At 54.0% G+C, this 25,423-nt stretch carries 23 protein-coding genes; 11 read left to right on the top strand and 12 right to left on the bottom strand.

Annotated features, from left to right (window positions below):
- Window positions 1-27: 27 nt before the first annotated feature.
- On the top strand, window positions 28-2,478 hold the full coding sequence (locus FCS97_RS06885; protein ID WP_138517646.1) for a neutral/alkaline non-lysosomal ceramidase N-terminal domain-containing protein: 2,451 nt from the start codon (window positions 28-30) through the stop codon (window positions 2,476-2,478).
- Between the two features lie 14 nt (window positions 2,479-2,492).
- On the top strand, window positions 2,493-3,737 hold the full coding sequence (locus FCS97_RS06880) for a DUF3089 domain-containing protein (protein ID WP_138517645.1): 1,245 nt from the start codon (window positions 2,493-2,495) through the stop codon (window positions 3,735-3,737).
- A 21-nt stretch (window positions 3,738-3,758) separates the two neighbouring features.
- On the opposite strand, the gene FCS97_RS06875 is transcribed toward FCS97_RS06880, so the two are convergent.
- Complete coding sequence (locus tag FCS97_RS06875; RefSeq protein WP_138517644.1) at window positions 3,759-4,868, bottom strand: putative solute-binding protein; 1,110 nt, start codon at window positions 4,866-4,868, stop codon at window positions 3,759-3,761.
- 298 nt (window positions 4,869-5,166) lie between these two features.
- Between FCS97_RS06875 and FCS97_RS06870 the strand changes: the two genes are divergently transcribed.
- The gene (locus FCS97_RS06870) at window positions 5,167-5,970 is read left to right on the top strand and encodes a mechanosensitive ion channel family protein (RefSeq protein WP_212746440.1); all 804 of its coding nucleotides are present in this window, start codon (window positions 5,167-5,169) and stop codon (window positions 5,968-5,970) included.
- On the opposite strand, the gene FCS97_RS06865 is transcribed toward FCS97_RS06870, so the two are convergent.
- Window positions 5,967-8,114: a TonB-dependent receptor gene (locus FCS97_RS06865; RefSeq protein ID WP_138517642.1), complete on the bottom strand. Its 2,148-nt coding sequence runs from the start codon at window positions 8,112-8,114 to the stop codon at window positions 5,967-5,969. The two genes, FCS97_RS06870 and FCS97_RS06865, sit on opposite strands and share 4 nt — an antisense overlap.
- An 82-nt stretch (window positions 8,115-8,196) precedes the next feature.
- Here FCS97_RS06865 and FCS97_RS06860 point away from each other — a divergent pair, with 82 nt between their 5' ends.
- From FCS97_RS06860 to FCS97_RS06840, 5 genes are all read left to right on the top strand, one after another.
- Window positions 8,197-9,438 carry an RNA polymerase sigma factor gene (locus tag FCS97_RS06860; RefSeq protein ID WP_138517641.1) on the top strand — a complete coding sequence of 414 codons (1,242 nt, stop codon included), beginning with the start codon at window positions 8,197-8,199 and terminating at the stop codon, window positions 9,436-9,438.
- 90 nt (window positions 9,439-9,528) lie between these two features.
- Window positions 9,529-9,945 (top strand): YybH family protein, encoded by a 417-nt coding sequence (locus tag FCS97_RS06855; RefSeq protein WP_138517640.1) that lies wholly within the window; start codon window positions 9,529-9,531, stop codon window positions 9,943-9,945.
- A gap of 14 nt (window positions 9,946-9,959) precedes the next feature.
- Window positions 9,960-10,385, top strand: coding sequence for a VOC family protein (locus FCS97_RS06850; RefSeq protein WP_171035195.1), 426 nt, complete (start codon window positions 9,960-9,962; stop codon window positions 10,383-10,385).
- Window positions 10,382-10,762, top strand: a complete 381-nt coding sequence (locus FCS97_RS06845; protein WP_138517638.1) for a YciI family protein — start codon at window positions 10,382-10,384, stop codon at window positions 10,760-10,762. The genes FCS97_RS06850 and FCS97_RS06845 overlap by 4 nt, the downstream gene beginning before the upstream one ends.
- The gene (locus FCS97_RS06840) at window positions 10,759-11,145 is read left to right on the top strand and encodes a YciI family protein (RefSeq protein WP_138517637.1); all 387 of its coding nucleotides are present in this window, start codon (window positions 10,759-10,761) and stop codon (window positions 11,143-11,145) included. Before FCS97_RS06845 ends, FCS97_RS06840 begins: the two co-directional genes overlap by 4 nt.
- Before the next feature lie 23 nt (window positions 11,146-11,168).
- On the opposite strand, the gene FCS97_RS06835 is transcribed toward FCS97_RS06840, so the two are convergent.
- From FCS97_RS06835 to ycaC, 7 genes are all read right to left on the bottom strand, one after another.
- Window positions 11,169-11,843: a histidine phosphatase family protein gene (locus FCS97_RS06835; protein WP_138517636.1), complete on the bottom strand. Its 675-nt coding sequence runs from the start codon at window positions 11,841-11,843 to the stop codon at window positions 11,169-11,171.
- A complete protein-coding gene (locus FCS97_RS06830; RefSeq protein ID WP_138517635.1) occupies window positions 11,840-12,214 on the bottom strand; it encodes a DUF6285 domain-containing protein in 375 nt (124 codons plus the stop codon). Before FCS97_RS06830 ends, FCS97_RS06835 begins: the two co-directional genes overlap by 4 nt.
- Window positions 12,207-13,229: a phosphotransferase family protein gene (locus FCS97_RS06825; protein ID WP_138517634.1), complete on the bottom strand. Its 1,023-nt coding sequence runs from the start codon at window positions 13,227-13,229 to the stop codon at window positions 12,207-12,209. The genes FCS97_RS06830 and FCS97_RS06825 overlap by 8 nt, the downstream gene beginning before the upstream one ends.
- Window positions 13,230-13,238: 9 nt before the next feature.
- On the bottom strand, window positions 13,239-14,012 hold the full coding sequence (locus FCS97_RS06820; protein WP_246065931.1) for an SDR family NAD(P)-dependent oxidoreductase: 774 nt from the start codon (window positions 14,010-14,012) through the stop codon (window positions 13,239-13,241).
- Between the two features lies 1 nt (window position 14,013).
- A complete protein-coding gene (locus FCS97_RS06815) occupies window positions 14,014-15,177 on the bottom strand; it encodes an acyl-CoA dehydrogenase family protein (protein WP_138517819.1) in 1,164 nt (387 codons plus the stop codon).
- Window positions 15,178-15,282: 105 nt separating this feature from the next.
- Entirely contained in the window at window positions 15,283-16,149 is an 867-nt protein-coding gene (locus FCS97_RS06810) for a pirin family protein (RefSeq protein WP_138517633.1), read from the bottom strand.
- 23 nt (window positions 16,150-16,172) lie between these two features.
- Complete coding sequence (gene ycaC / locus FCS97_RS06805; RefSeq protein ID WP_138517632.1) at window positions 16,173-16,793, bottom strand: isochorismate family cysteine hydrolase YcaC; 621 nt, start codon at window positions 16,791-16,793, stop codon at window positions 16,173-16,175.
- Window positions 16,794-16,916: 123 nt separating this feature from the next.
- Between ycaC and FCS97_RS06800 the strand changes: the two genes are divergently transcribed.
- The 3 genes from FCS97_RS06800 to FCS97_RS06790 all read left to right on the top strand — a co-directional run bounded on the left by FCS97_RS06800 (window position 16,917) and on the right by FCS97_RS06790 (window position 21,425).
- Window positions 16,917-17,831, top strand: coding sequence for a LysR family transcriptional regulator (locus tag FCS97_RS06800; protein WP_138517631.1), 915 nt, complete (start codon window positions 16,917-16,919; stop codon window positions 17,829-17,831).
- A 162-nt stretch (window positions 17,832-17,993) separates the two neighbouring features.
- Window positions 17,994-20,204 carry a catalase/peroxidase HPI gene (katG, locus tag FCS97_RS06795; protein ID WP_138517630.1) on the top strand — a complete coding sequence of 737 codons (2,211 nt, stop codon included), beginning with the start codon at window positions 17,994-17,996 and terminating at the stop codon, window positions 20,202-20,204.
- A 111-nt stretch (window positions 20,205-20,315) separates the two neighbouring features.
- Window positions 20,316-21,425, top strand: coding sequence for an enoyl-CoA hydratase/isomerase family protein (locus tag FCS97_RS06790; protein ID WP_138517629.1), 1,110 nt, complete (start codon window positions 20,316-20,318; stop codon window positions 21,423-21,425).
- On the opposite strand, the gene FCS97_RS06785 is transcribed toward FCS97_RS06790, so the two are convergent.
- From FCS97_RS06785 to FCS97_RS06775, 3 genes are read right to left on the bottom strand one after another with little or no spacing between them, the layout of a single operon-like run.
- Complete coding sequence (locus FCS97_RS06785) at window positions 21,426-22,790, bottom strand: hypothetical protein (protein ID WP_246065927.1); 1,365 nt, start codon at window positions 22,788-22,790, stop codon at window positions 21,426-21,428.
- Between the two features lie 14 nt (window positions 22,791-22,804).
- The gene (locus FCS97_RS06780) at window positions 22,805-23,551 is read right to left on the bottom strand and encodes a 3'-5' exonuclease (RefSeq protein WP_138517628.1); all 747 of its coding nucleotides are present in this window, start codon (window positions 23,549-23,551) and stop codon (window positions 22,805-22,807) included.
- A 5-nt stretch (window positions 23,552-23,556) separates the two neighbouring features.
- Complete coding sequence (locus tag FCS97_RS06775) at window positions 23,557-25,416, bottom strand: DUF294 nucleotidyltransferase-like domain-containing protein (RefSeq protein ID WP_138517627.1); 1,860 nt, start codon at window positions 25,414-25,416, stop codon at window positions 23,557-23,559.
- Between the last annotated feature and the right edge of the window lie 7 nt (window positions 25,417-25,423).

Below are 25,423 nucleotides of genomic sequence, written 5' to 3'. Positions count from 1 at the left end.
ACACCACACACAGAAAAACACCCACCAATGAAAAGCACCCTGCACCGCGCTGTTTTCGCCCTGATTTACCTGACAGCTTTGGCCTCACTGGCAGGCTGCCTGGGCAACAGCAACAACCCGGCTGTCAGCGATGGCCGCACCAATCCGAATGAAAACCCCGGCAACAATGAGTTTGTTGATACTGCGGGTTTGCAGTGCGCGCTGACCGATCCAAACTTATTGATTGGTGAGGGGCAAGACAGACCCTCGATTACCCCGGCCAGTACGCCCAACAGCAACATTCAACCCAGCACAGGTTTGAACAGTGGCGCTTGCAAAAACAACACTGCGTTTACCATGGGGACAGGCATTGTCGACATTACCGGCCCCGCAGCGGGTTCCGTGATGATGGGTTATGAAAGCCCCACCCATGCAAGCCTTGGATTACACACACGCCAGTTTTCACGCGCCTATGTGATTGGTTCCCCCTGCAACGGCAAACGCTTGGTGTATGTGGTCAACGACCTGGGCATGATTTTCCATGCTGTGCGCCAAGGGGTGCTGAACAAGGTGGCCGCCGACACGGAATTGGCCGGCTTTTACAACGAACAAAACATCATGCTGAATGCCACCCACACCCATGCCGGGCCGGGCGGCTACGCACACTTCACCGCATTCAATGCCTTCCGGCTGGGGCACGATGAAGAGGTTTACAACTTCATTGTCGATGGCATTGTGGAGGCCATTCGCCGCGCACACGCCAACCTGCAAGCCAACCCGGAACCAGGTCGCTTATTGGTCAATAACGGTGAACTGCTCAATGCCAACGTGAATCGCTCTGCGATTGCTTACGACCAAAACCCGCAAGAAGAACGCAACCAGTATTTGAACCAGCGCGGTGAAAGCCAGAATGTGAACAAGGAAATGGCGCTTTTGAAACTGCGCCGTGCCGATGGCACACCGATTGGGCAAATCAACTGGTTTGGTGTACACCCCACCACCACGGGCAATACCAACCCTTTGATTTCTTCCGACAACAAAGGTTGGGCGGCACTGGCGTTTGAAAAATTGATGGGCACGCAGTATGAAGCACCTGCTGGAAGAGACACCTTCGTCGCTGCATTCGCGCAAACCGACGAAGGCGACAGCAGCCCCAATATTTTTTTCAAGGACAAACCATTTGAAGAACGCGGCGGTTCTACCGACGAATTGAAAGCGGTTGAAATCAACGGCAGCAAACAGCTTGCGAAAGCCTTGACCTTGTACCGCGATGCCAACCAGATGGTGAGGGGTGGCGTGAACTTTGCACAATTTCACGTGAAGATGGACGAGGTTGAAATTACCGACCCTGTGGTGTTGAATTCACTGCGCCACCCGGAATCGCTGAACAGTGCGGTGAAGAAAACCTGCACCGCCGCCATGGGTGTGTCGTTTGGTGCAGGTGCAGAAGATGGCCCCGGCCCCACCGTGGAAGGTGCAAGCTGCAACGGCCGCACCGACCCGGCCCGCCTCACCCGCGACCTGGCTGCGCTGGCCGCAGGCAAGCTGCCACCGGAAGTGTTGGCCACCGCAGTGCTGTGTAATTTGAACGATCTGCCTTTTGACGCCATACCGGTGGGCACCAGCTTAAGCTGCCAAGCTGAAAAACCGGTGCTGTTTGTGCTTGGCCCACCCCTGAACTTCAGCAACAATGTGCTGCCATTCCAGTTGTTCACCATTGGCAATGTAGCCGTATTGGGCTTGCCTTGGGAAATCACCACCATGGCCGGACGACGCATTCGCCAAACAGTGCTGGAAGTGTTGGAGCCGCAGGGTATTGATCAGGTGATCATCAGTGGTTTGAGCAACGACTTTGTGAACTACCTGACCACACGCGAAGAATATTCCATTCAGCAGTACGAAGGCGCTTCCACACAGTTTGGGCCCTGGACCCTGGCTGCCGTGCAACAGGAAAGCCGCAGGTTGGCAATGTCTTTGGCGCTGCAAAACCAGCCGCCCGCTGGCCCACCCCGCACGGTGACCAGCAACCCGATTCCGCGCCCACCCTATGTGCCATTTGATCAGGCACCTGGTGCTGCATTTGGTGATGTACTGGCACAACCCACACCCACGGTGGCTGCTGGCAACACCGTGACGGCTCAATTTCAAAGCGCGCACCCCCGCAATATGAAAACCCGGGGATTGGCGATTGTCGAAGTGGAGCGAATGAATGCGAAAGGTGAATGGGAAAGTTTCACCCACGACCGCGCGCCCGAACTTCTGTTCCGCTGGCAACCTTTCGAGCCCACACCTTACCTCAGCCCTGTGCCCCTGCCCGGCTTTGTGTCCACCGCCTTGGCGGAATGGAAAATTCCGGCCAACACGCCCGCTGGCAAGTACCGAATCAAACACCGTGGTGTGGCAGTGCCAGCAGGATCACCTCAAGAGTTTGAAGGTGTCAGCGAAGCATTTGATGTAACGGCCACCGGGGCCACATGCAGTGACGGGAGAACATTGTGAATTACAGGTTTTTGATGAGTACAGCAGTGGTTTCACTGATGTTGTCTGCCTGTGGCGGCGACTCCAGCAGCACAAACAGTTCAGGCACACGCGTGGGCGCGAGTGCCGCCAACACCACCAACCCGTTTCCGGGCTATCAAAGCACGATCTACACCGGCACCAGCAATTGGTTGTGTCACCCCGACTTGATGGGGACCAGCAACGTGTGTAACGGCAACTTTGACAGCACTGCGGTGGCCGCCGATGCCACTGCCACAACGCTCAGCTATACACCCGCCACGGCACCCCAGGTAGATTGCTTTTACGTGTACCCCACAACCAGTATCGACCTGGCGGGTAATTCAGATTTGAATGACGATCTGCAAGAGCAACAAACCACCGCCCTTCAATTTGGCCGATACGGCGAAGTGTGCCGCCAATTTGCACCGGTGTACCGGCAACGCACCTTGACCGCGCTGGGCCTGACCACTTTCACAGGCGCACTGGGTGGCATCGACATTGCGCCCAATGCGGGCGAGGTGGCCTATGCCGATGTGCTGGACGCCTTCAAGGAATACATCGCCAACCAAAGTGAAGGACGTGGATTCATTCTGGTCGGTCATTCACAGGGTTCAGGTATTTTGCGCAGACTGATTGCTGAAGAAATTGAAACCCGGCCCGAGCTGATGAGTCGTTTCATTTCTGCCCACATACCCGGCACCAATGTGCTGGTGCCCACAGGTCGAGATGTGGGTGCTTCTTTCCAGAAAGTACCCGCTTGCCGAAGTGGCAGCCAGTTGGGCTGTGTGGTGGCTTTTGTCACCTATCGTGCCGGAGACCCGCAGCTTGAAGACCCACGTTTTGGCTTGAGCAGCGAGGAAGGCACACAAGCGCTGTGCACCAACCCGGCAGCATTGGCGGGTGGTCAGTCGGATTTGTTCCCCATCATTCCACGCCAACAGCCCCCAGTGTTCAGGCTGTTGCTGATACCCCGTGGACCCGGTGGGCCGTATGCCAATCCGATCAGCAACCTGACCATTCCCACGCCCTACTATTCCATGCCAGGGCAAATCAAAGGGGAATGCAAGGTGGGGCCCAATGGCGTCAGTTATCTTGAAGCAAGCATTGTTGCAGACCCCGACGATCCCCGTGCAGACGACTATCCCGGTGAATTCATTGGTGGCATGAACTGGGGCTTTCACCTGATTGATGTATCGATTGCACAAGGTGATTTGATTCGCCTGGCCCAGCGCCAAGCGGCCAGTTACCTCAGGCAGTAAGGAAGCACAGTGTGCATCGGCTCATTCCACATTCGTGCTGCATTCCGCAGCACTGGGTGTGTGGTGGCAACGTACTTTTTTCAGCAGGCTCATCATGCGTTTGTCGTACACACCCTCTTGCGTGAGCTGCACACGCGCCTGCTGCATCATCACATTGTATTTTTCCTGATCCGCAGGCGTTACATTCATCCAGTATTTGGCGGGCACCTGCTTTTCAATCAATCTCACTGCGTCCAGCGCCTGGTCAATAAAGCCCAAGCCAAACTTGCGCATCTTCTTCAAGCGATCATCCAGGTCTGGAATTTCTTTTTCCAACCGCGTGCGGTTAATAATCGCTGAACCGGTCACATTCAAGAGCGGCATTTTGTACACACCACCCTTGGTGCCCAGCCCACGATACAACTCAAGCGGTGCAAAAGCCACAGCGGGCGCAGCCACAATATCCACCACACCGTTGTTGAATTTTTGTGCGAAATTTGTAATATCGCTGGGCACGGCCTGCGCACCCAACTGCTGAATCATTTTGGCCTGGCTTTTGTCCCAATCCATCACTGCCACTTTTTTGCCAGCGGCTTTCTCGATGGAATCAATTGAACGATCGTTGACCATGACATACGCTGCACCCAGCGGGGCCATGCCCACCACTTGGTATTTGCCTTGAATCGACAAGTCGTACAAGGCATCGCTGCCCATCAACACCTGCAATGCAGTTTTGACATGATCGTACGATGGCAGCGCACCCACCGCATCAAAACTGCCCATGAACTGATTGAACAGGCGTGCCCGCAGCGTGGTAATACCCACAGCCTCACATTGCCCGGTACGAAACGATTCGGTGGCCACAGTTTCATTGGTGTGGGGAATCAGCTCAGCAAACACATTCCACTTGCGTGCTTCCAATGCAATGTCTTGAGCCACGCTGAACACGGGCCCAGCCTTGCCCAAAATATCGAAAATGCAAATCTTGATGTGAAGCGGCTTGTCCAACGGCTTCATTTCTTTCATCAGTTGCCGCGACACATCTCCAATCAAGTTCGGTGGAATTTCCGGGCCTTTGACCTGGGCTTGGGCTTGGCTAACAGCAAACAGGCTGGCCAAGACCAGCGAAACAGGCAGAAAACGGGTGAGCATTGTGTTGTTCCAGTAAGGCGTGCGAAGCGGGCGCAATGGGGTACAGCAACACAGATGTGACTGAGCAGTTACATCTTGAATGAATCACGAGCGAGGGTCAACCTTGCAGCGCAATATGCTCCACAGCCAAGTATTCGAGGCCTTTTCGATGTTAAAACTAAAAATAATGTGTCCATTAACAAAACAGGAAAGTCATGGAATCCATGCCCGAGTTCTTGTCACTGGCTTACCAGTGGCTAACCACGCCTCTGTTCAATTCCGAAGAAAGTACATTTTCAATGGCCAGCATTGTGGGCTCTTGTTCATCATTGTGCTGGCTTGGTGGGGGGCCGCCACAGTCGAAAAAATCATTCAACGCACCACCAAAGGCAAAACCTACAAAGGCATTGATGAGTCAACGATGTACCTGCTGGGCAGACTGCTTCGCTACACCATCTGGGTTGTGGGCACATTGATGGGTCTGTCCTACATCGGCTTTAACTTGAGTGGTCTGGCCTTCCTGGGCGGTGCAATCGGTGTAGGTATTGGCTTTGGGTTGCAGAATATTTTCAGCAACTTCATGTCGGGCATCATTCTGATTGTGGAGCGCAGCCTGAAGATCGGCGACTTCGTGGAAATGTCCTCGGGTGCCACTGGCGTTGTCAATGAAATAGGCTTGCGCTTTACTCGCATCACGACACGCGACAATGTGGACATCATTGTGCCCAATTCTGAATTCATCAATGGGCAAGTCATCAACTGGAGTTTCAGTGAAAAGTTTCGGCGAATTCATGTTCCGTTCGGCGTGGCCTATGGTTGCGAAAAGGAACAGGTGCGACAAGCTGCACTGGATGCAGCCAATCGCGTTGAAGGCGCGATTACTGACAACCCCACCCGCAAGCCTGAAGTTTGGCTGGTTGAGTTTGGTGACAACAGTTTGAATTTTGAATTGGTACTTTGGGTGGGCAATGAACTGATGTCACGACCCAAACGCACGCAGGCTTTGTTTTTGTGGGAAATTGAAACTGAACTTCGCAAACACAACATCGAGATCCCTTTCCCGCAACGCGACCTGCATGTGCGTTCAGGGCAACTCGATGTGCGTATGGTCAAGTCAGATTAAAAGTCGAGCGAAGCCGACACAGTCAGGGTACGCGGGTTGCCAATGGTCAAGTAGCCGGAGCCTGGAAAGCCACCTGCGGATGCCCAGTAGTTGCGATCCGTCACGTTGTCCAAACGTGCACGAAGTGTGAGTGCCTGATCATTGCCCACCGGCATCACATAACGCACACCCAAATCCAGACGAGTCCATGAAGGCACCTCCTGCGTATTGGCTGCATCAGCGTACTGGCTGCTGGTGTAAATTGCGCGGGTTTCAAACGCCAGTCCCTGCACCTGCTCAGGGCTCCATTCCAGGCCCACATTGGCCTGTGCAGAAGGTGCGCCAATTGCATCCTGCCCATCGACATCGGTGTTCAACACGCTCAAGCCGCCCAGCACCGTGACGGTTTTGCTGGCTTTGCCAAACGCCATAATTTCCAGACCCTCATTGGTTTGGTCACCAATTTGAGAGAAGGTGTTGGTGCTGTCAATGCCGTAACTGGGCTTCTCGCTTTGAAACACCGACACCGAGCCACCGACGTTGCCACCGTCGTATTTCACACCCAACTCAACTTGCTCGGTTTTGAAAGGTTTGAATACGGTGCCTGCGTTGGTCACGGCCTGGCCGTTTGCAGTCTGCGGCGCAGTTTCGCCTTTCACCAAACCCTCAATGTAATTGGCATACACCGAATACTGCGGGTTAATCTTGAACACCACGCCGGCAACCGGTGTGGTGGCGCTTTCCGAGTAGCTGGCTGACTGTGAACCGTCCGCCGCATTAAAACTCATCGCTTCGATTTCCTGATGCCGCGCGCCCAAAGTCAGCAACAATTTTTCATTCAAGAAGGCCATTGAATCTGCAATTGCAAAGCTGGAGTTTTTGCTGGTTTCTGTAACAAAAGGGCTGTTGAAACTACCGCCTGGAAACGTCACCACCGTGGGCTCTGGCACAGGCTGTGGATTGTAGATGTTGCCTGAAAAGCTGTCATAAAAATTGAAGGCGTTTTTTGACTCCAACTCATAAATCATGGCCGAGGTACTCACGGTGTGCTTCACTGCACCGGTGTTGAACTTGAAACGCAATCCGGCTTCGGCGGTTTGAACAGAATCTTCACGCACATTCGCAAACCGGTTGGCATCATAGTCGCCATTGGGCTCATCCACCGTTGGGTTGGCAAAATTGCCAGCCTCTACACCTTCCCGAATACCACCAGCCAGCCAAGCAGTCACAGTGTCGTTGAAGTCATATTCAACGCGCACAGTGCCAAAAGTGTCTTCTGAATTGGAGAAGGTCCAAGGCTGTGCAATGCTCCGGTCAGCGCGCGGTGTGGGCGGAATGGCCTCATCCGCTGCAATCGTGATATTGGGCTGCGAGGCCTGCAAATTGTGCTCTTGGTAACCCAGGTCTGCGGAAATTCGAAGTTTGTCGCTGCGGAAATCTGCACCCAATGCGAACAAGGTCAGCTCACGCGATTCCCCTTCAACATTGGTGTCGCCGTCGCGTTTGGCAATGGTCGCTCGCACGCCAGTCGAACCGTCGTTGAAGCGGCGCGCAAAGTCGCCTGCAAGATAAGCCTCTCCGCCGTCCTGAATACCCAGTGTGGCCTGATTGATGTCGTAGTTGGGCGCACGTTTGGGCACCACGTTGATGGCACCACCCAAACCTGTGCCACCGGGCGCAGCGCCGTTCAAAAACGCATTCGCACCGCGCAACACTTCCACACGCTCAATCAATTCCGCTGCCAGGTACTGGCGTGGCAACAAACCATACAAACCGTTGTACGACATGTCGTCTGAAAAAATCGGCAAACCGCGCACCAAATACACTTGCTGGAAGTTGCCAAAGCCGCGCGCAACACGCACCGCCGGGTCGTTCAGCAGCACTTCGCCCACATTGGCCGCTTGCTGGTCTTGAATCAACTTTGAAGTGTAGCTGGTCAGGTTAAAAGGCGTGTCCATGTTCGATTGGGTACCCAACAAACCCACACGGCCGCCTTTGGCCACCTGGCCACCTGCGTATTCCGGTGCAAGGCCCTCGGCTGAGGCATCGGCACTGGCATTGACCTGAACGGAAGACAACTCAGTGGTTTGGGCAAATACTGGAAAGGACAAGGCAGTCAACACCGCCACGGTCAAGACGTTTAATTTGGGTTCGATAAAGTTCATGAGAAGATAAGAGAAAGGGGAAGATTCAACGATTATAATGATAATTATTATCATTTGTATTAATCAATGTTAATTCAATGCAATGACGACCGACCTTCAACCATGGCTTCACACGTTTTACCGGCAGGAATCACGGCGAATTCTGGCCACACTCATTCGCTTGCTCGGCGACTTTGATTTGGCTGAAGAAGCGATGCAAGAGGCCTTTTCAATTGCGATTCAGCAATGGGAGCGCGATGGCATACCGGCAAACCCCCGCGCCTGGATGGTTTCAACAGCCCGATTCAAAGCCATTGACCAGATTCGTCGGCGCGCAAAATTTGATACCTCGTATGAAGAGGTCGCCGACACACTGGCAGAAGAATTGCACCATGAACCGGATTACGCGGATGACAGCATCGAAGACGACCGCCTTCGACTGATTTTTGTTTGTTGCCACCCAAGCCTGTCACCCGAGGCGCAGCTTGCACTCACCCTGCGCGAGGTGTGCGGTCTTTCGACAGAAGAGGTAGCCAGCGCATTTCTCAGCACCACATCCACAATGGCCCAACGAATTGTTCGTGCCAAAACAAAAATCCGCGATGCCAAAATTCCCTACGAAGTGCCACAAGCAGAGCAACTTCAGGAGCGTCTGCATGCGGTTTTACAAGTGATCTATCTGGTCTTCAATGAAGGCTACTCCGCTTCAGCTGGCGATGCCTTGATTCGCCAGGAACTGAGCAGTGAAGCCATTCGACTGGGGCGTTTGCTGGTGGAATTATTGCCTGAACCCGAAGCGATGGGTCTGCTGGCGTTGATGCTGATCAACGACTCGCGCCGCACAGCACGCAGCACCCCTGAAGGCGACTTGATTCTGCTGGCAAACCAGAATCGCAAATTGTGGAATCAGGCCCAGATCAGGGAAGGCAGCGAGCTGGTTCTGGCGGCGTTGGCCACGCGACGCTTCGGTGCCTACACCCTGCAAGCTGCGATCAGTGCGGTGCATGCTGAGTCGCCAAGCGCCGAGGAAACAGACTGGATACAAATTGTGGGGCTGTACGACGCCCTGCTGGAACACACCCACTCACCGGTGGCTGCACTGAACCGCGCTGTGGCAGTGGCCATGCGCGACGGCCCCGAAGCAGGCCTTGCACTGGTGGACGAATTGCTTGCGCAAGGTCAGTTGACCGAGTACCACCTGGCGCACGCCACTCGCGCGGACTTGTGCCGACGTTTGGGCAGACTCAACGAGGCCACAGACGCCTACCAGGCCGCACTTCGACTGACCCGGCAAGGACCGGAGCAACGTTTTCTACAAAATCGCATCAACGCTTTGAAAGAGTAAATAAAAAATTTTTGATCGATTGTCGATTTGCAGATTGGCCGTTCGACTAATTCATGAAGCACCAACCCAAGGAACCACAAAGGAGTGAGCATGAACGCAATCAAGGCAGTACTGGATAGCTGGCAGCAAGCTGTAGTCGATGAAAACCTGGACAGGATCATGAGCCACTACAGCGATGACATTGTGTCGTTTGACGCAGTCAAAGCGCTGCACATCGTTGGAAAAGCCGATTACACGGACCACTGGAAGTACTGCATGGAACTGTGTGGTGGCGGCATCATCATGGAGATTCACCAACTGGCCATTCACACTTCAGGAGACCTGGCGCTGTGCCATTACCTGTCCCGATGCGGATCGGTGCAAGATTTCGGCAAGGAAAATATCGGATGGATGCGGGCCACAGTGTGCATGCGACACCAGAACGGTGAATGGAAAATTGCGCACGAGCATTACTCCTCCCCCTTCGATCCCGAATCTGGCAAAGCCATTTTCGATGCCCAACCTTGAAGAAGGAGTCGATCATGAAACGACCTGAAATCATGTGTTCTTATTTGAACTTTGACGGCAATTGCGAGGAGGCGATGGCCGCGTATGCGGATGCACTGGACGGCGAAATTGAATGCTGCATGTATTTTGAAGGCAGCGATGCGGAGAATTATGTCCCCGATCACTGGCATGGGAAGGTTCTGCACGCCCAATTGAAAATCGGCCCCTGGACTTTGATGGCCTGCGATGCGCCACCGGGCATGTACACCAAACCGCAAGGCATGCACGTTCAAATTACGGTGGACAATGCAACCGATGCAGAAAAAATTTATGACACCTTGTCACATAACGGCACCATCACCATGAAACTCGAACGAACATTCTGGGCAGAACGTTTCGGCATGTGGGTGGATCGTTTCGGTATTCCATGGATGATCAACTTTCAGGGTGATGTGCAATGAAGTACCTGTGCCTTGCCCATGAGGAAGAAGCCCTGTTCAAAGCCATGCCGCACCAGGAGTGGCTGGCTTTGCGACAGGAAACCTTGGCCTATGTAGATTCATTGAAAGCCAGTGGTCACCTGATTGCAACACACGCCCTGCAAAGTGCCAAGCATGGGGTACTGGTGCGAATCAGGGATCACCGGCTGATCACCACCGATGGCCCGTTCATCGAAACCAAAGAACAGTTGGGTGGAATCTTTCTGATCGAAGCCCATGATTTTAACGAGGCCTTGCGAATTGCGGCTCGATGGCCATCTGCACGATTGGGCACAATCGAGGTGCGACCAATCGAAGAATCACTTCGCGAAGACTCTCGCTACGGAGACCCAACATGAAATACCTGGCATTGGTGTACTACGACGAAAACATCATGAACCGCATGTCGCAGCAAGAATGGGATTCGCTGAACAACGAATGCATCGCCTGTGTCGAAAATTTGAGCCGCAATGGGCATTTCATCACGGGCAGCCCTTTGTTACCCGTGAACACTGCAACCACGGTTCGGGTTCGAAACGGCAAGACGCACACCACAGATGGTCCTTTTGCCGAGACCAAAGAGCAACTCGCCGGTTTTTACATGCTGGAAGCCAAAGACCTGAACGAAGCCATTGAATTGGCCGAGAAAATTCCACCTGCCCGTTATGGCTCCATTGAAGTGCGACCTGCACGGGAGCTTGTCAGCCATGGCAATGCAGCGGGGGGTGAGCAGGCAGACTAAAACAAAGACACGCAACAATGAATTTACATTGACGTGCTCAAATGCGGGGGCAAGTGGCTTGCGCCATTGAAACTTAACAAGCTCAATTTGCCCTTCGAATACAACACTTCAGTGAGCGATGCATTTCGAATGACGCGCAACAGGCTGTACCAACTGGCGTTGGGAAGGTTCATCACTTCACACACCAGCGCGGCGATCGACCCCGCCGAAGTCACAACCAGTTGGGTTTGTCCCGAGGCTTGTTGTCCACTGGTGCAATCATTCAGCCAATCGCCAAGACGTTCACGAAAATCCACCAGGCTGAGTCGCCCGGGAATTTCCAGCTCACCATTGCCCCAGGCACGGCAAGTTGCATCGTAATCGCGCAATATCTCGATTCGTTCGCGCCCTGCATTCAAGGCCATGGACCGACCCAAGAATTGTTCTGCAGCATTGAAAATTTCTTCGCCTTCGGCAAACTCGTCGAGCGCCGGGTTTTCTAACGCAGGTGAATTGAAACCAGCTTCACTCAACAGCAAAGAGGCAGACTGCGCCTGCCTTTGACGGGGGCCATGAAACACTTTGTCCGGTGTAACGCCATGCGCTTTCATCCACTGCCCGGTGGCACGTGCCTGCGCCTGCCCCACTTCCGACAATGCATCGTAGCGCGCCGCGCCAAAGGAAGCCTGGCCGTGCCGCATCAACACCAAGGTACTCATGCGGATTCGCCTTTCAATACTTTGGGGTTGCTGGCCAACAAGCGGCTTTTGCCCACTTCACGCAAATGATTCAGCACCGCCGCACGTTCAGTGCTTTCCGGGTCTGCAACCCCTGCACGAATGCGAGCCGCAAGTTCACGATTGGCCTGCGCCACATCAAACACAGGTTCCCCCAGCAATTGCGCAAGCGCCTGCTGTTCGCGTTCATCAGGTGCCGTACCTTGCTGCAGTTCACGCTGCGCAATGGACATCGCGTTCATCACCATCAACACGTCTCGCTTGGCGTCGCCCTGCAGCATGGGCAGCACATTGTTTTTCAACACATCGCGGGCGCATTGCAACAGCGATTCACCGGTGGGTTGTTCACGCATGGTTGTGCTCCGTCATGTTCAAAATTTCCCATTCCAGTTCAGGCACAATGTGTCCGGTCAAGGCCAGCAGCAAAGAGTTTTCCTGACCCGAAGTAAAGCGCTGCGCCTGTTCAATGGCCACTACAGCCCAACGCACATGGGCCATCACTTCCCAGTAATGAATTTGATCGCGATCAATATTGCGACCCGACTCTGCTTCATAACCTTCGTAAAAATGCGCACGCTCGCCGATGCCGCCAGCCTGCAAATCGTTTTGACCAAAACGCCAGCACTTGGCGCAAAACCAGCCAATGTCCTCCAGCGGATCGCTCCACCCGGCAAATTCCCAATCCAGAATACCGGTCAGGCCTTGCTCATCCACCATGTAATTGCCAGTGCGAAAATCACCATGTGCCAATGCGATCAAATTGCGCGGTGGCGCGTGCCGTTCCAGCCAGCGCAAACCCCACTCCAAAGCTGGGTAGGCGGTGTGGTGTTGATCCAGAAAAGCACGGTGGGTGTTGATTCGGTACTGCGCAGGCGACTCGGTGTAAGCATGCAAAAAGCCAAGCGCATCAACAGGTGGCTTTACCGAATGAATGCGTGCCAATTCTCGCCCAAGGCGGCGTGCAAGCTCGGTGCGATCCGGCGCATAAGCAAGGTTTTTCACAAGCACATGACCCGCCGCCGTACCACCTACTCTTCGCATTATAAAAAACGGGCGGCCAAACACTGCGGTGTCTGTGCACAGGCACAGCGGTTGAGGCACAGCCACCCCGGCATTGAACACGGTTTGCAACAATGCAAATTCTTGAGCACGACCATGGCTAATCGCCACACCTGCGGTGGGTGAATCACAGCGCAACACGGTATTCAGCAGCCCGGAATATTCTCCACCACTCACCTGCAAATCAAGCGCCCAATTCTCTTGCACGGCACCGCCTGAAAGCAGTGCGGCTTTCACGATTTTCACAGTGTCCGCAGCCAGTGCTGTGGCCAAAAAACCTTGTAGTGATGCCTTCTGTGTTTCGTTCATTCCACCGCCCTACAATGCGCTGACCAAATGGCCACGGTCCACTGCAACACACGCGCCAGTCATGCCTGCACCTGCATTCGAAGCAAGCAACAGCAGTGGCCCGGTCAAATCGCTGAGTTCACAAAACTGCCGGGAGGGAATTCTCTTGCGCAATTTGTCGCCCAGTTCGCTGTGCAAAAAATCGCTGTTCATGTCGGTGGCCACATAGCCAGGCAAAATGGCATTCACACGAATGTTGTAGCGGGCCAGTTCAAGCGCCATGGCCTTGGTGGCCTGCACCAAACCAGCTTTTGAAATGGCATACGGCCCCACTGAGCCCCCCACCCGCTCGCCCAAAATGGAGGCGATGTTCACAATGGCACCCGGTTTACCCGCTGCAGCCAGTGCACGCGCAAGTTCAGTGGCCACAAGCCAGCAACCTTTCAAATTGGTGTCCAGTATTTGGTCCCAGTCCGCTTCGGTCTGCTCCAGCATGGGTTTGGCAATCGATTGCCCTGCATTGTTCACCAGCACATCGGGCACTCCGTACATTTGAACCAGGTGTGCCATGGCATTGTTTACCGAAGCTGAGCTACTCACATCCATGGCCACCGCAAATGCCTTGCCGCCCTCTGCCTGAATTTGGGCAAGCACCTGCTGCAACTTGTCCACGCTGCGTGCGCTCAGCAACACGGTTGCACCGGCCTGCACCAGTACATGTGCAAAATGCTTGCCCAGCCCGCTGGAAGCACCTGTCACCAGCACCAGCTTGCCCTGCATTGAAAACAAATCTGTGTGGTTCATTTCAATGCAACCCCGCAATCAATTTTTTGCCCATGCTGAATCGGTGCACTTCACTGGGGCCGTCGTAAATCCTGAAGGCGCGCATGTCGGTGAAAATTCGGCTCACAATGGTTTCGCCGGTCACACCCTGCCCACCCAGAATTTGCACACTGCGATCCACCACACGCCATTCGGCCTCTGAGCACACCACCTTGGCACGGCTGGATTCAAAATTACAACGCTCGCCCTGGTCCAGCATCCAGGCGGTGTGCCAAATGTGCAAACGCGCAGTGTGCAAATCCATTTCATTGTCGGCCAACATAAAACTGACCCCTTCATGCGCACCCAGTTGCACACCAAAGGCCTGCCGCTTTCGGGCATAGTCCAGTGCAATGTCGTGCGTGCGGCGGGCTTGCCCCAACCAGCGCATGCAATGGGTTAAACGGGCGGGCGCAAGGCGCACTTGCGCATACCGAAAACCCTTGCCAATTTCACCCAATACATCGGTGGCAGGCACACGCAAATTGTTGAACTTCAACACTCCGTGTCCACCAGTGAAGCAGGCATCCATCGCGTCCATGGTGCGCACATACTCAATGCCGGGGGCGTTCATGTCGCTTAAAAACATGGTGGCGCTGCCGTCTTCCATCTTCGCCATGATGATGGCGAAGCTTGCGCCTTCCGCCCCGGTGATAAACCATTTGTCGCCGTTAATCACATAGTGGTCGCCGTCCTTCACAGCGGTGGTTTGCATCATCGAAGGGTCAGCACCAGCGCCAGGTGCAGGCTCGGTCATGGCAAAACACGAGCGAATTTTTCCCTGCACCATGGGTTTTAACCAGCGCTCTTTTTGCGAATCCGTGGCCACTACTTCCAGCAAGTGAATATTGCCTTCATCGGGCGCATGAATATTCATGGCCGTGGGGCCTAAGGTGGAGTAGCCCGCCTCTTCAAACGCAATTGCTTTTTGAATGTGGCTCCAGCCCCGACCACCCAATTCCACGGATGCATGGGGGGTCAGCAAACTGGCACTGCGGGCCAAACTCACCAATTCTTCGCGCAGCGCTTCGGTGGGACCGTGCGCTGTTTGGCGTGCGTCTTTTTCAAGTGGAATGATTTGTTCTGCGATGAAAGTTCTCACCTCGTCTTGAAGTGATTTCAGCGCAGGGGTCAGGGAAAAATCCATGGGGCACTCCGTGTCAGTCGATTCTTCTACTGTAATCGACTTCAGCATGGTGGCTCAAATGCGAACAGCCAGCCCGGCTCATGGATAACCCTGAAAAATGATTTATTACCAGGGCAAGGTCGGGGCTTTCAAACGCGGAGCTTCTCCCACATCACCAAAACGCGCATCGCCCTGCTCCCAAGCCCGCTGGGCCTGGGCAATGGCTTCTTTGCTGTGACCCACAAAATTCCACCACATTTGCACGGGCTGCTTGAACGGCTCGCCGCCCAGCAACAACACGCGCGTATCGGCGCCAAGTATTATCTCTAGGCCTTCTGAACCTTTCTCAAGGTAAGCGAATTCTTCAGGTGTGTAGGTTTCGCCTTGCACACTCACCTGCCCAGTCAATGGCAAAAATCCGTACTCAAATTCAGGATTCAAATCGAGAGTGACTGCACCACCAGTCAAGCTGAACAAATCCATGCCCAGCATGGGCGAATGCACTGCAGTGGGTGCCTGCACATCGCCATAGCTGCCCGCCAACAGTGTGAACTGAACACCGTCGCAATGCCAAACCGGCAACTCGGAATAATGCGCAAAATCAGGATCGCAATCGGCCAGGGCTTCAGGCAATGCAATCCACAATTGCGCAGCATGCAAGCGGCCACCGTTCACCACCGAATCCTCGGTATGCACAATACCTCGGCCTGCCGTCATTAAATTCACCTGGCCTGGGCGAATAATCAACTCATTGCCCAAGCTGTCTTTGTGCAGCACTTCACCATCAATCAGCCAGGTGAAAGTTTGCAAAGCAGTGTGCGGGTGGGCACCCACATGCATGCCTTTGCCGGGCGCAAAGTTCACTGGGCCTGCATGGTCCAGAAAACACCACGCCCCCACCATGCGCTGATGGCGACTGGGCAAGGCACGTTTCACCAACATGCCTTCGCCCAAATCGGCGCTTCGAAGTTCAATGCGTTTGATTGGATTCATTCCAAAATCATACCGCTTTGCGCTTACTTCGTCAGTGCTGTGTAGCTGGTAATCAGGTTGCGGTAGTCCGGAATGTGATTCGAGAACAGCGCACCCAAACCTTCAATGTCATTGCGCCAGTCGCGGTGCAATTCACAGGCCACGCCAAACCAGGTCATCAGTTGTGCGCCGGCGGCTGTCATGCGCTCCCAGGCGGAATCGCGGGTCAGCTCATTGAATGTGCCCGATGCGTCGGTGACCACAAACACCTCATAGCCCTCGGCCAAGGCAGACAAGGTGGGAAATGCCACACACACCTCAGTCACCACACCGGCAATAATCAACTGCTTTTTGCCAGTGGCTTTAACCGCCGCCAAAAATTCTTCGTTGTCCCATGCGTTGATTTGTCCAGAGCGGGCAATGTAAGGCGCATCGGGGAAAATTTCTTTCAGTTCGGGCACCAGCGGGCCGTTCGGGCCAGTTTCGAAACTGGTGGTCAAAATGGTGGGCAAGTTGAAATATTTCGACAGGTCAGCCAATGCCAACACATTGTTTTTGAAACGATCGGGGTCGATGTCCCGCACCAGCGAAAGCAGGCCAGCCTGGTGATCGACCAACAGCACTGCAGCATTGTTTTTATCAAGGCGAACGTAAGGCTTGCTCATGATTGTTTCCTTTACATATTGACAGTGAATAATGGCAATATGCTAGCAAAGTGAACAGTTATCGATAAGACATCAAAAATTCAACAGATTGTTTCGCCAGTAGAACGCTAAAGGACAATACCCATGGATCTTAACGACTTGTATTACTTTGCCAAGGTGGTTGAACACCATGGCTTCTCGGCGGCTGCGCGTGCCTTGGGTGTGCCGAAATCGAAAGTCAGCCGGCGCATAGCCGAACTGGAAAAACGCCTGAATACCCAGTTGATTTATCGGTCCACGCGCAAACTGCACATCACCGAAATTGGCAAAACCTACTACCAGCACTGCAAAGCCATGTTGATCGAGGCAGAAAGCGCCCAGGAACTGATCGAGCAGAATCATTCCGAGCCACGTGGCCTGATCCGCATGACCTGCCCCATTGCCTTACTGCATGCTCACATTGGCGACATGCTGGCCGAGTTTCTGGTGAAGTATCCGAAAGTGACTGTGCACATGGAGGCCAGCAACAGACGGGTGGATGTGGTTGCAGAAGGCGTTGACCTCGCCATACGTGTTCGGCCCTTGCCCCTGGACAGCAGCGACCTCGTGCTCAAAGTGTTGTCCGACCGGGGGCTTTGCCTGGTGGCCTCGCCGCGTCTGGTCCGAAAAATGGGCGTGCCGAAACACCCCAAGGATTTACTCGAATGGCCCAGCCTTGGCTTGGGGCAAACCCAAGGCCATGTGCAAACCAGTTTTGAATGGTGCCTGACGCATGCCAATGGCGAACGGGTGGTGGTGCCTTTTTCACCCCGGCTTGTCACCACCGACATGACTGCCCTGCGCGCCAGCGCCATGGCTGGGGTGGGCGTGGTTCAGTTGCCAAACCTGATGGTGCCCGAGCAGGTGGCCAAGGGACAACTCATCAAATTGCTTCCTGAATGGTCGCCCCGGCGGGAAATCATTCATGTGGTGTTTCCTTCCAGGCGCGGCATGCTGCCCGCCGTGCGCGCATTGATTGACTTCCTGTCTGAAAAATATGATTCATTTGAGGAGGAGTGACCGACTTTTTTTTCAGGATTAATATGGAAGACATGCGGGCGGTCGAAAATATCAATTGTCAGTGCCTATAGAGCAAATTTATAAAAACAACTTGATTGATAGGATTTAGCCCCCTACACTCAATTGAGCAGTTAATAATTAACGGCAACAAAGGAGAGAAGTATGTCAAATGATGCAAAGTGCCCCTTCACGGGCGACGGTCCTAAAACAGCGATTGCCGGCACACCCACTAACGCAAGCTGGTGGCCCAACGCCTTGAACATTAAATTGTTGAACCAGAATTCCCCATTGACAGACCCCATGGGAGAAGAGTTCGACTACGTTGAAGAAGTCAAAAAGCTAGACGTACCTGCCCTTCTGAAAGACCTGGAAGCGCTGTACACCAATTCGCAAGACTGGTGGCCTGCCGACTACGGCCACTACGGTCCATTCTTCGTTCGCATGACATGGCACGCCGCAGGTACCTACCGTATCGCCGATGGCCGTGGTGGTGCTGGCACCGGCATGCAGCGTTTTGCACCTTTGAACAGCTGGCCTGACAACGGCAACCTGGATAAAGCGCGCCGCCTGTTGTGGCCCATCAAGCAGAAATATGGCAAGCAGTTGTCATGGGCTGACCTGATTACCTTGGCCGGTACCTACTGTATGGACACCATGGGTTTCAAAACCTTTGGTTTCGCATTTGGCCGCAAAGACGTGTACGAGCCAGAAGAAGTCTACTGGGGCCCCGAAGCAGAATGGCTCGCCACCAGCGACAAAGCCAATAGCCGTTACAGCGGCAAGCGCGACCTGGAAAACCCCTTGGCCGCTGTGCAAATGGGCTTGATCTACGTGAACCCCGAAGGTCCGGACGGCAACCCCGACCCCAAGCTGTCTGCACACGACATTCGCACCACATTCGCCCGCATGGCGATGAACGACTATGAAACTGTAGCGTTGGTGGCCGGTGGCCACACATTCGGTAAAGCCCACGGTGCGGGCAACCCCGCACTGGTTGGTCCTGCCCCCGAGGGCGCACCAATTGAAGAGCAAGGTTTGGGCTGGATCAACAAGCACGGTTCGGGCAAAGCGGGCGACACCACCACCAGCGGCATTGAAGGTGCCTGGAAACCCAACCCCACCAAGTGGGACATGGGCTACCTGGAAACCCTGTTCAAATACGACTGGGAGCTGACCAAGAGCCCGGCTGGTGCACACCAGTGGAAGCCAAAAGGTGGCGCAGGCGCAGGCACTGTTGTAGATGCACACGACCCCAACAAGAGCCACGCGCCCATGATGACCACGGCCGACTTGGCACTGCGCATGGACCCGGACTACGAGAAAATTTCTCGTCACTTCCTGAACAACCCAGACGAGTTTGCCGATGCCTACGCCCGCGCATGGTTCAAGCTGACTCACCGCGACATGGGTCCAAAGAGCCGTTACATCGGCCCACTGGTGCCGAAAGAAGATTTGATTTGGCAAGACCCAGTGCCCGCAGTGGACCACAAGCTGGCTGATGACGCTGATGTTGCCGCGCTGAAGTCCAAAGTGTTGAGCCGTGGCTTGAGCATTGCAGAACTGGTGCGTACAGCATGGGCTTCTGCATCGACTTACCGCAACAGTGACAAGCGTGGCGGTGCCAACGGTGCACGCATTCGCCTGGCACCTCACAAAAACTGGGAAGCGAACAACCCAGCTGAATTGAGCAAAGTGTTGGAGCAGCTTGAAGCAGTGAAAGCCGAATTCAACGATTCTGCGAAAGACGGCAAGAAAATTTCACTTGCTGATCTGATCATCATTGCTGGTGCCGCTGGTGTTGAAGCCGCGGCCAAGAAGGCTGGTCATGACATCAAAGTGCCTGTTGCCTTGGGCCGCACCGATGCAACGCAAGACCAAACCGACGTGGATTCCTTTGAAGTATTGGAGCCCACAGCTGACGGCTTCCGCAACTATGCCCGCAAGGGTCTGGAAGGCACAGCCGCTGAGCGTTTGATCGACAAGGCCAGCCTGCTTGGCTTGACTGCACCTGAAATGACTGTGTTGGTGGGTGGCCTGCGCGCCATGAACGCCAACGTGGGCGGTGCCAAGCATGGTGTGTTCACCAAGCGCCCCGAAGCACTGACCACCGACTTCTTCACCAACCTGCTCGACATGAGCACCAAGTGGAGCAAGTCAACCAGTGCAGATGGCGTGCTGGAAGGTCGTGACCGCAAGACAGGCGAAGTGAAGTGGACAGGTACCCTGGCCGACATGTGCTTCGGTTCCAACTCGCAACTGCGTGCCCTGTGTGAAGTCTATGCAGGTGCCGACGCCGAGAAGAAGTTTGTGAACGACTTCGTGGCCGCCTGGAACAAAGTGATGAATGCCGATCGTTTTGATCTGCACCATTAATTTGATCCAACAGTAAAAAAGCCCGGTGTGAAAACACCGGGCTTTTTTTATTTGCACTCGGAATGGGTGTATCTTTTGCAGTCCTGTTTCAACTCACCTGGCTTTACCAGCATGTCCGCACCTGTACTCTTCAGCACCTTCAAAACCGCCAGTGGCCATGTATTTGGCCATGCCGTATTGAACAACCCAGCCGCCCTGAATGCACTCACGCTGCCGATGATCGACCTGCTCGATCCGCAGTTAAAGGCGTGGGCCGAAGACGACTCAATCGCAGGCGTGATACTGAGCGCAGCGGGCGACAAAGCTTTTTGTGCCGGTGGCGACGTGGTGAGTTTGCACCACGCCAGCAAGCGGGTCGAAGCAGGTGTGGTACCACCCGAAGCAGAAGCATTTTTCGAACGTGAATACCGCCTGGACTACCGCATTCACACCTACCCGAAACCGATGTTGTGTTGGGCGCACGGCATTGTAATGGGCGGCGGCGTGGGCCTGATGGTGGGTGCATCGCACCGCGTGGTCAGCCCCAACGCACGAATCGCCATGCCGGAAATTCACATCGGTTTGTACCCGGATGTTGCAGGCACCTGGTTTTTACACCGTATGCCCAAACGAACCGGTTTATTCCTGGCATTGACTGGCGCCATGATCAATGCAGGTGATGCCATGATTGGTGATTGGGCAGACGCGGTGATTGAACACGGTCAGTTTTCCGAAGTGCTGAAAGCAATTGAAGAAACCACTTGGCAAGGCAATAGAAACGCAGACAGCGAATTGCTGACTGCATTGCTGAAGTCATTCGCCACGCAGCCCATAGAGCCCTTATTACACACGCATGCTGAAGCAATCGACGATGTAATGAACCACAACAACCTTTACGACATCGACACCGAATTGCGGGTCATGCAAACCCATTCTGAACCCTGGCTGGCCAAAGCCGCACAGGCGTATGCACACGGCTCACCCACCTCGGCGGCCTTGTCGTATGAACTCATGGAACGCCATGCCAACGCCGATTTGGCCGACGTACTCAGGCTGGAATATCAGGCATCAGTGGGTTGCTGCGCACACCCTGATTTCCCAGAGGGTGTGCGTGCGCTGTTGGTGGACAAAGACAAGTCTCCGAAGTGGAAACCGGCATCGTTGCGCGAAATCGACCACGCTGTGATCGAAGACATTCTGACACCAAGATTCCAAGGAAGGCATCCGCTCGAGGACCTTTGATTAAAAGTAGTATCCAAAATTGATGTTGAACCGGTGGTTTCGCTTCTGGTCCGGGTTAGCACCAAAGCGGCTGTTGAAACCACCGTCACCGCCAATAAAATCGTTGCCGTTGCTGGTGGCATATTCCGCATAGGTGTACCAGCCCCCAGCAGTGCCAAACGCCGCACCAATGGTGTACAGCTCGCTGTCGTTGAAACCGGCTTCATCCTTCACGATCGAGCTGTATTCTGCAAACGGAATCACATAGTTCAACCAGCCAATCGAGGGTGTTTCCAGGTAATAACTTAGTGACACTGCCGGTATGAATGCTTTCTGCGCTACAGCGGTGGGAAATGCAAATGCTCCCATCAAAATCTCGCCCTGATTGGGCACCCCCGCCTGCTGTACATCGTAGTCATAATAGGTGCCCTGTGTGGCCAAGGTGAAGTTGTTCCACTTGTTCACCATGTGCAGTGAATAGGCCGACATGTCGCCATCTTGCGTTGGATTGCCCAGGGCATTGACACCCTCGCCGCGAAGCTGGCCATACTGGGTCGAGAAACCCAAATCAGAATCAATACCGGCCAGCTTGGTGGAGTAAATCCCCCTCAGGTTCAACTGGTTTTCTTCGGCATAACCATTGCCCGCACCGTCGGTAATCACATCATAGGAATAGCGGTCTGCTTTTTTGGATCCGCCTTTGTAAGAGCCTTCATCCTGCAGGTAATACCCGGCGTCCCATTTCCAGTCGCCTGTGGTCCATGAATACTTCACGCCCAAGTCCATGTCATCAGACAGGCCCACATAGTAGTGCTGATCGAAGAAAAAACTTTGCGAAACGCCATAGGGACCGGGACCAAACGGCACCCTGTTCACGCCCACTTGCACCTGGCTGCCGTTGGCATAGTTGTAGCCCAACCAGGCGGTGTGCAACATGTGATAGCCCGTTCCAAATCCACCATAGCCATCGTAAAAGCGATACTCGAACTTGCCCAGCACGTTGCCGTTCTCGTAATCCAGATTAATGCGTGCAGTGTCCAACCCCACATTGCCACCATCGGGGAAGGCACGGCTGCTTTCACCGCCTCCAGTGTCTTTCGGGTAAGTGCCTGCGGTGTAATTCACGCGCACCGCGCCGCCCACTTTCAATCGGCCACCCGCCAGGTCAAAAGCCATGTCGGTGTCGGGCTCAGTCGAGGCGGTTTCAGCCACCTTATTTTCTTGCTCAGCCTTGGCCAAGGCACGTTTGCTTTCTTCAAGCTGTGCTTCAAGTACTCGGATCCGCTCTTTCAACTCGGCGGCACTTTCCTGGGCCACCGCAGGCAAACTCAGGGACAAACACATCAGTGCAGCTGCACAGCGTATCGGCTTTAAAGAGGTGGTCATTGGTGTTGTTCTCCTTATCTCAATGGCAAAATCTGGCTGACCGGGCGTGCGTCAAGGCCATGGTATTGAATCTGTGCCTGTAGCAATTCGGCGCAGGCCAACGCATCCAGCAAGGCGTTGTGTGGTCTGTAAAAAGGAAGCTTGTATTGGCTGCGTACATCGGCAAGGCGCAAGGAACCCGCCTGGTTTTTTCTGAACATGCGGGCAAAGAGACCCAAGTGCTGATTGTTTGAAAAATGCCGTTCGATGCCCATGGTGTCGATGGCCGGAAATACGATGCCCTCGCCGATCCGGTATTGAAGCGCAGCGCTTAGAAAACTCGACTCAATGCCTGCGCAGTGGGCCACCACCACACGGTTCGTCATCATCTCGAGCAGGCACGGCAACACATCCATCAAATCGGGGGCTTGCGCAATATCGGAATGGGTAATGCCATGAATCGGTATTGTGTCTGCCCTCAGTTTCGAGGCTGGTTTCAAAACCCAATAGCGGCTTTGTCCCAGAAAAATCCGGCGGGAATCCATGGGAATCGCACCAATGCTGATGATGTCGTCGTACTCCGGGTTCAAACCGGTTGTTTCAAAATCCAGTGCCAGCATGGGGGCCTCGCCCAAGGGCACATCCTCTTCAAGCAACAGGCCCTTGTAGAACGACTGCAAAGCCGGGTGCTGGGCAGAATTGGCAGCATGCTCAAACTGCTTTCGCCAGGGTTGTTGCTCTGCAGGTTTGAGTAAATCATTCAGCTTTGGCAAAGGCATCATGGCGATCACTGACCACGACTGGATTGGTAGCGAAACTTCAAAAAGGTTTGCGCATCGCTGAGAATCTGGAATGCGTCTTTCAGGTTTTTCCGCTCAAAATCCGACAACTGTTTCGGGTCCACATTGTTGTCCGGAGCTTTGCCAGCATCCACGCTAAGCGCCTGGTGGCGAATGCGCACCATGGAAATCAATTCCATAGAATCGCGGATATTGGCCACCTGGCCTTTGACCAGAATTCCCGCCTTTTCAATGTCGGCAAGCCGTGCAAATGAATTGCGCGACAAGCTGCCCACAGACAAGGCATGCACCCGAATCAAATCAGCCAAGGGTGCCGTGCCACGGCGTTTCATGTTGATGGTTTTTGTTTGACTGCCATCGGTCTCCATCACGAAATCTTTGAAGAAGCCCAAAGGGGGTGTTCGCAACAAAGCGTTGCGTGCCATCGAGGACAAAAAACGATATGAAGAGGCGCCTTTGCTTCGAATCAGTTGATTCAGTTGATTTGCAAATGCAGTTTCACCCCACACACCATCCAGATCAAAAAACACATTGCTGTTGAGCAAGCCCTCGGGGCTGGGGTTCTCTATCCAGTCGGTGAAGGTTTGCTTCCACGCCGCCAGCGGCATTCGCCATTGCGGGTTGCTCGCCATGATTTTTCCGGTGCAGTAATCGTAGCCACAGGCATTCAATCCATCGCACACAAAATTGGCCAGCTTCTCGAAGTACTCACCATGCAACTCGGCCTTGTAGGTGTCGGCCAATACCAATGCATTGTCCTGATCAGTCACAATCAACTGCTCTTCTCTGGCCATGGAACCCAATGCCAGAAAACAGCAAGGCACTGGGGGTTGCCCGAATTGCTGCACAGCCAGTTCCAGCAATTTCTGTTTGAAACTTCGACCAATCGCAGCCATGGCACTGCCCACCATGCGCGAATTGGCATCCTCTTGCACCATGCGAACAAAAGCGTCTTGAACATCTTTTTTCAAAGCGGCCAATTCTTCCACTGACCCTGCATTGAAAATACTGTTCACCAAAAACAAACTGTTCCGCGACTGATACTTCACCAAGTCCGACTGCGACACAACACCAAGAGCCTCGCCATTTTTCAGCACAGGCAAGTGCTGCATGTTGTGGCGTAACATCAGCATCATGGCCTCGAATACCAATTGATTGTGTTTCACTGTTTGAGGGCTTGGGGTCATGATTTGACCCAAAGGAGTGCTGTAAGGCAAACCTTTGGCCACCACCCGATCCCGAAAATCCTGATCGGTCACAATGCCAATCAAAGCGTTGGATTCATCCTGAACCAGCAAAGCGGTGTGGCTACCCTGCCCCATTTGCAATGCGGCATCCTGCACGCTTGTTGTCGCGGGCAGGCACAAGGGCGCTGCTGTCAGCAGTTGATCGATGTTTGCGGTGAACAGCACATTGTTTTGATGGCTTCGCGACACGGCCTGCTTCAAGCGGGTGTGGTCTTCAATTTCAACGTAATCGGCGAACGCCTCGCATTGCTCAAACAGGCTTGTGAACACAGGCGCAGGAATCATGTAACACAGCGTGTCTTCCAATGCCTTGGCCGGAAAACGCACTTTTTTTCCGCGCAACAAACCGAACTCGCCAAAGTATCCGCCTTCGCAAAGCCGGTTGTACAACTGCCCGTCCCGCCTGAATACCTCCACTGCACCACTGCGAATTACAAACCAGTAATTCGAGGGTTCATCAAAATTCAGAATTGGAGAACCTGCCTTGAAATAGCTGATCTCGAGGTTGCCAAGCACCAGCTGAAGCTGCGCCTCGTTCAATGTATTCAAGGGCGCATGCTTCTGAAAAAATTCAGTGATTTCCTGTTGCTCAACGTTCATGGACAAT

Source organism: Limnobacter alexandrii (assembly GCF_005871185.1).
Lineage (GTDB): Bacteria > Pseudomonadota > Gammaproteobacteria > Burkholderiales > Burkholderiaceae_B > Limnobacter > Limnobacter alexandrii.
Note: the sequence above shows the minus strand (reverse complement) of the source record. Positions and strands in the feature narration are given on the sequence as shown.

Bases quoted from the DNA above. Each gene is read 5' to 3' on its own strand.
- FCS97_RS06810 (WP_138517633.1), bottom strand. From the start codon at position 16,149: ATGAATCCAATCAAACGCATTGAACTTCGAAGCGCCGATTTGGGCGAA.
- FCS97_RS06815 (WP_138517819.1), bottom strand. From the start codon at position 15,177: ATGGATTTTTCCCTGACCCCTGCGCTGAAATCACTTCAAGACGAGGTG.
- FCS97_RS06820 (WP_246065931.1), bottom strand. From the start codon at position 14,012: ATGAACCACACAGATTTGTTTTCAATGCAGGGCAAGCTGGTGCTGGTG.
- FCS97_RS06855 (WP_138517640.1), top strand. From the start codon at position 9,529: ATGAACGCAATCAAGGCAGTACTGGATAGCTGGCAGCAAGCTGTAGTC.
- FCS97_RS06885 (WP_138517646.1), top strand. From the start codon at position 28: ATGAAAAGCACCCTGCACCGCGCTGTTTTCGCCCTGATTTACCTGACA.
- FCS97_RS06800 (WP_138517631.1), top strand. From the start codon at position 16,917: ATGGATCTTAACGACTTGTATTACTTTGCCAAGGTGGTTGAACACCAT.
- FCS97_RS06840 (WP_138517637.1), top strand. From the start codon at position 10,759: ATGAAATACCTGGCATTGGTGTACTACGACGAAAACATCATGAACCGC.
- FCS97_RS06790 (WP_138517629.1), top strand. From the start codon at position 20,316: ATGTCCGCACCTGTACTCTTCAGCACCTTCAAAACCGCCAGTGGCCAT.
- FCS97_RS06775 (WP_138517627.1), bottom strand. From the start codon at position 25,416: ATGAACGTTGAGCAACAGGAAATCACTGAATTTTTTCAGAAGCATGCG.
- FCS97_RS06860 (WP_138517641.1), top strand. From the start codon at position 8,197: ATGACGACCGACCTTCAACCATGGCTTCACACGTTTTACCGGCAGGAA.
- FCS97_RS06825 (WP_138517634.1), bottom strand. From the start codon at position 13,229: ATGAACGAAACACAGAAGGCATCACTACAAGGTTTTTTGGCCACAGCA.
- katG (WP_138517630.1), top strand. From the start codon at position 17,994: ATGTCAAATGATGCAAAGTGCCCCTTCACGGGCGACGGTCCTAAAACA.
- FCS97_RS06875 (WP_138517644.1), bottom strand. From the start codon at position 4,868: ATGCTCACCCGTTTTCTGCCTGTTTCGCTGGTCTTGGCCAGCCTGTTT.
- FCS97_RS06785 (WP_246065927.1), bottom strand. From the start codon at position 22,790: ATGACCACCTCTTTAAAGCCGATACGCTGTGCAGCTGCACTGATGTGT.
- FCS97_RS06880 (WP_138517645.1), top strand. From the start codon at position 2,493: ATGAGTACAGCAGTGGTTTCACTGATGTTGTCTGCCTGTGGCGGCGAC.
- FCS97_RS06850 (WP_171035195.1), top strand. From the start codon at position 9,960: ATGAAACGACCTGAAATCATGTGTTCTTATTTGAACTTTGACGGCAAT.
- FCS97_RS06780 (WP_138517628.1), bottom strand. From the start codon at position 23,551: ATGATGCCTTTGCCAAAGCTGAATGATTTACTCAAACCTGCAGAGCAA.
- FCS97_RS06845 (WP_138517638.1), top strand. From the start codon at position 10,382: ATGAAGTACCTGTGCCTTGCCCATGAGGAAGAAGCCCTGTTCAAAGCC.
- ycaC (WP_138517632.1), bottom strand. From the start codon at position 16,793: ATGAGCAAGCCTTACGTTCGCCTTGATAAAAACAATGCTGCAGTGCTG.
- FCS97_RS06830 (WP_138517635.1), bottom strand. From the start codon at position 12,214: ATGCGTGAACAACCCACCGGTGAATCGCTGTTGCAATGCGCCCGCGAT.
- FCS97_RS06835 (WP_138517636.1), bottom strand. From the start codon at position 11,843: ATGAGTACCTTGGTGTTGATGCGGCACGGCCAGGCTTCCTTTGGCGCG.
- FCS97_RS06865 (WP_138517642.1), bottom strand. From the start codon at position 8,114: ATGAACTTTATCGAACCCAAATTAAACGTCTTGACCGTGGCGGTGTTG.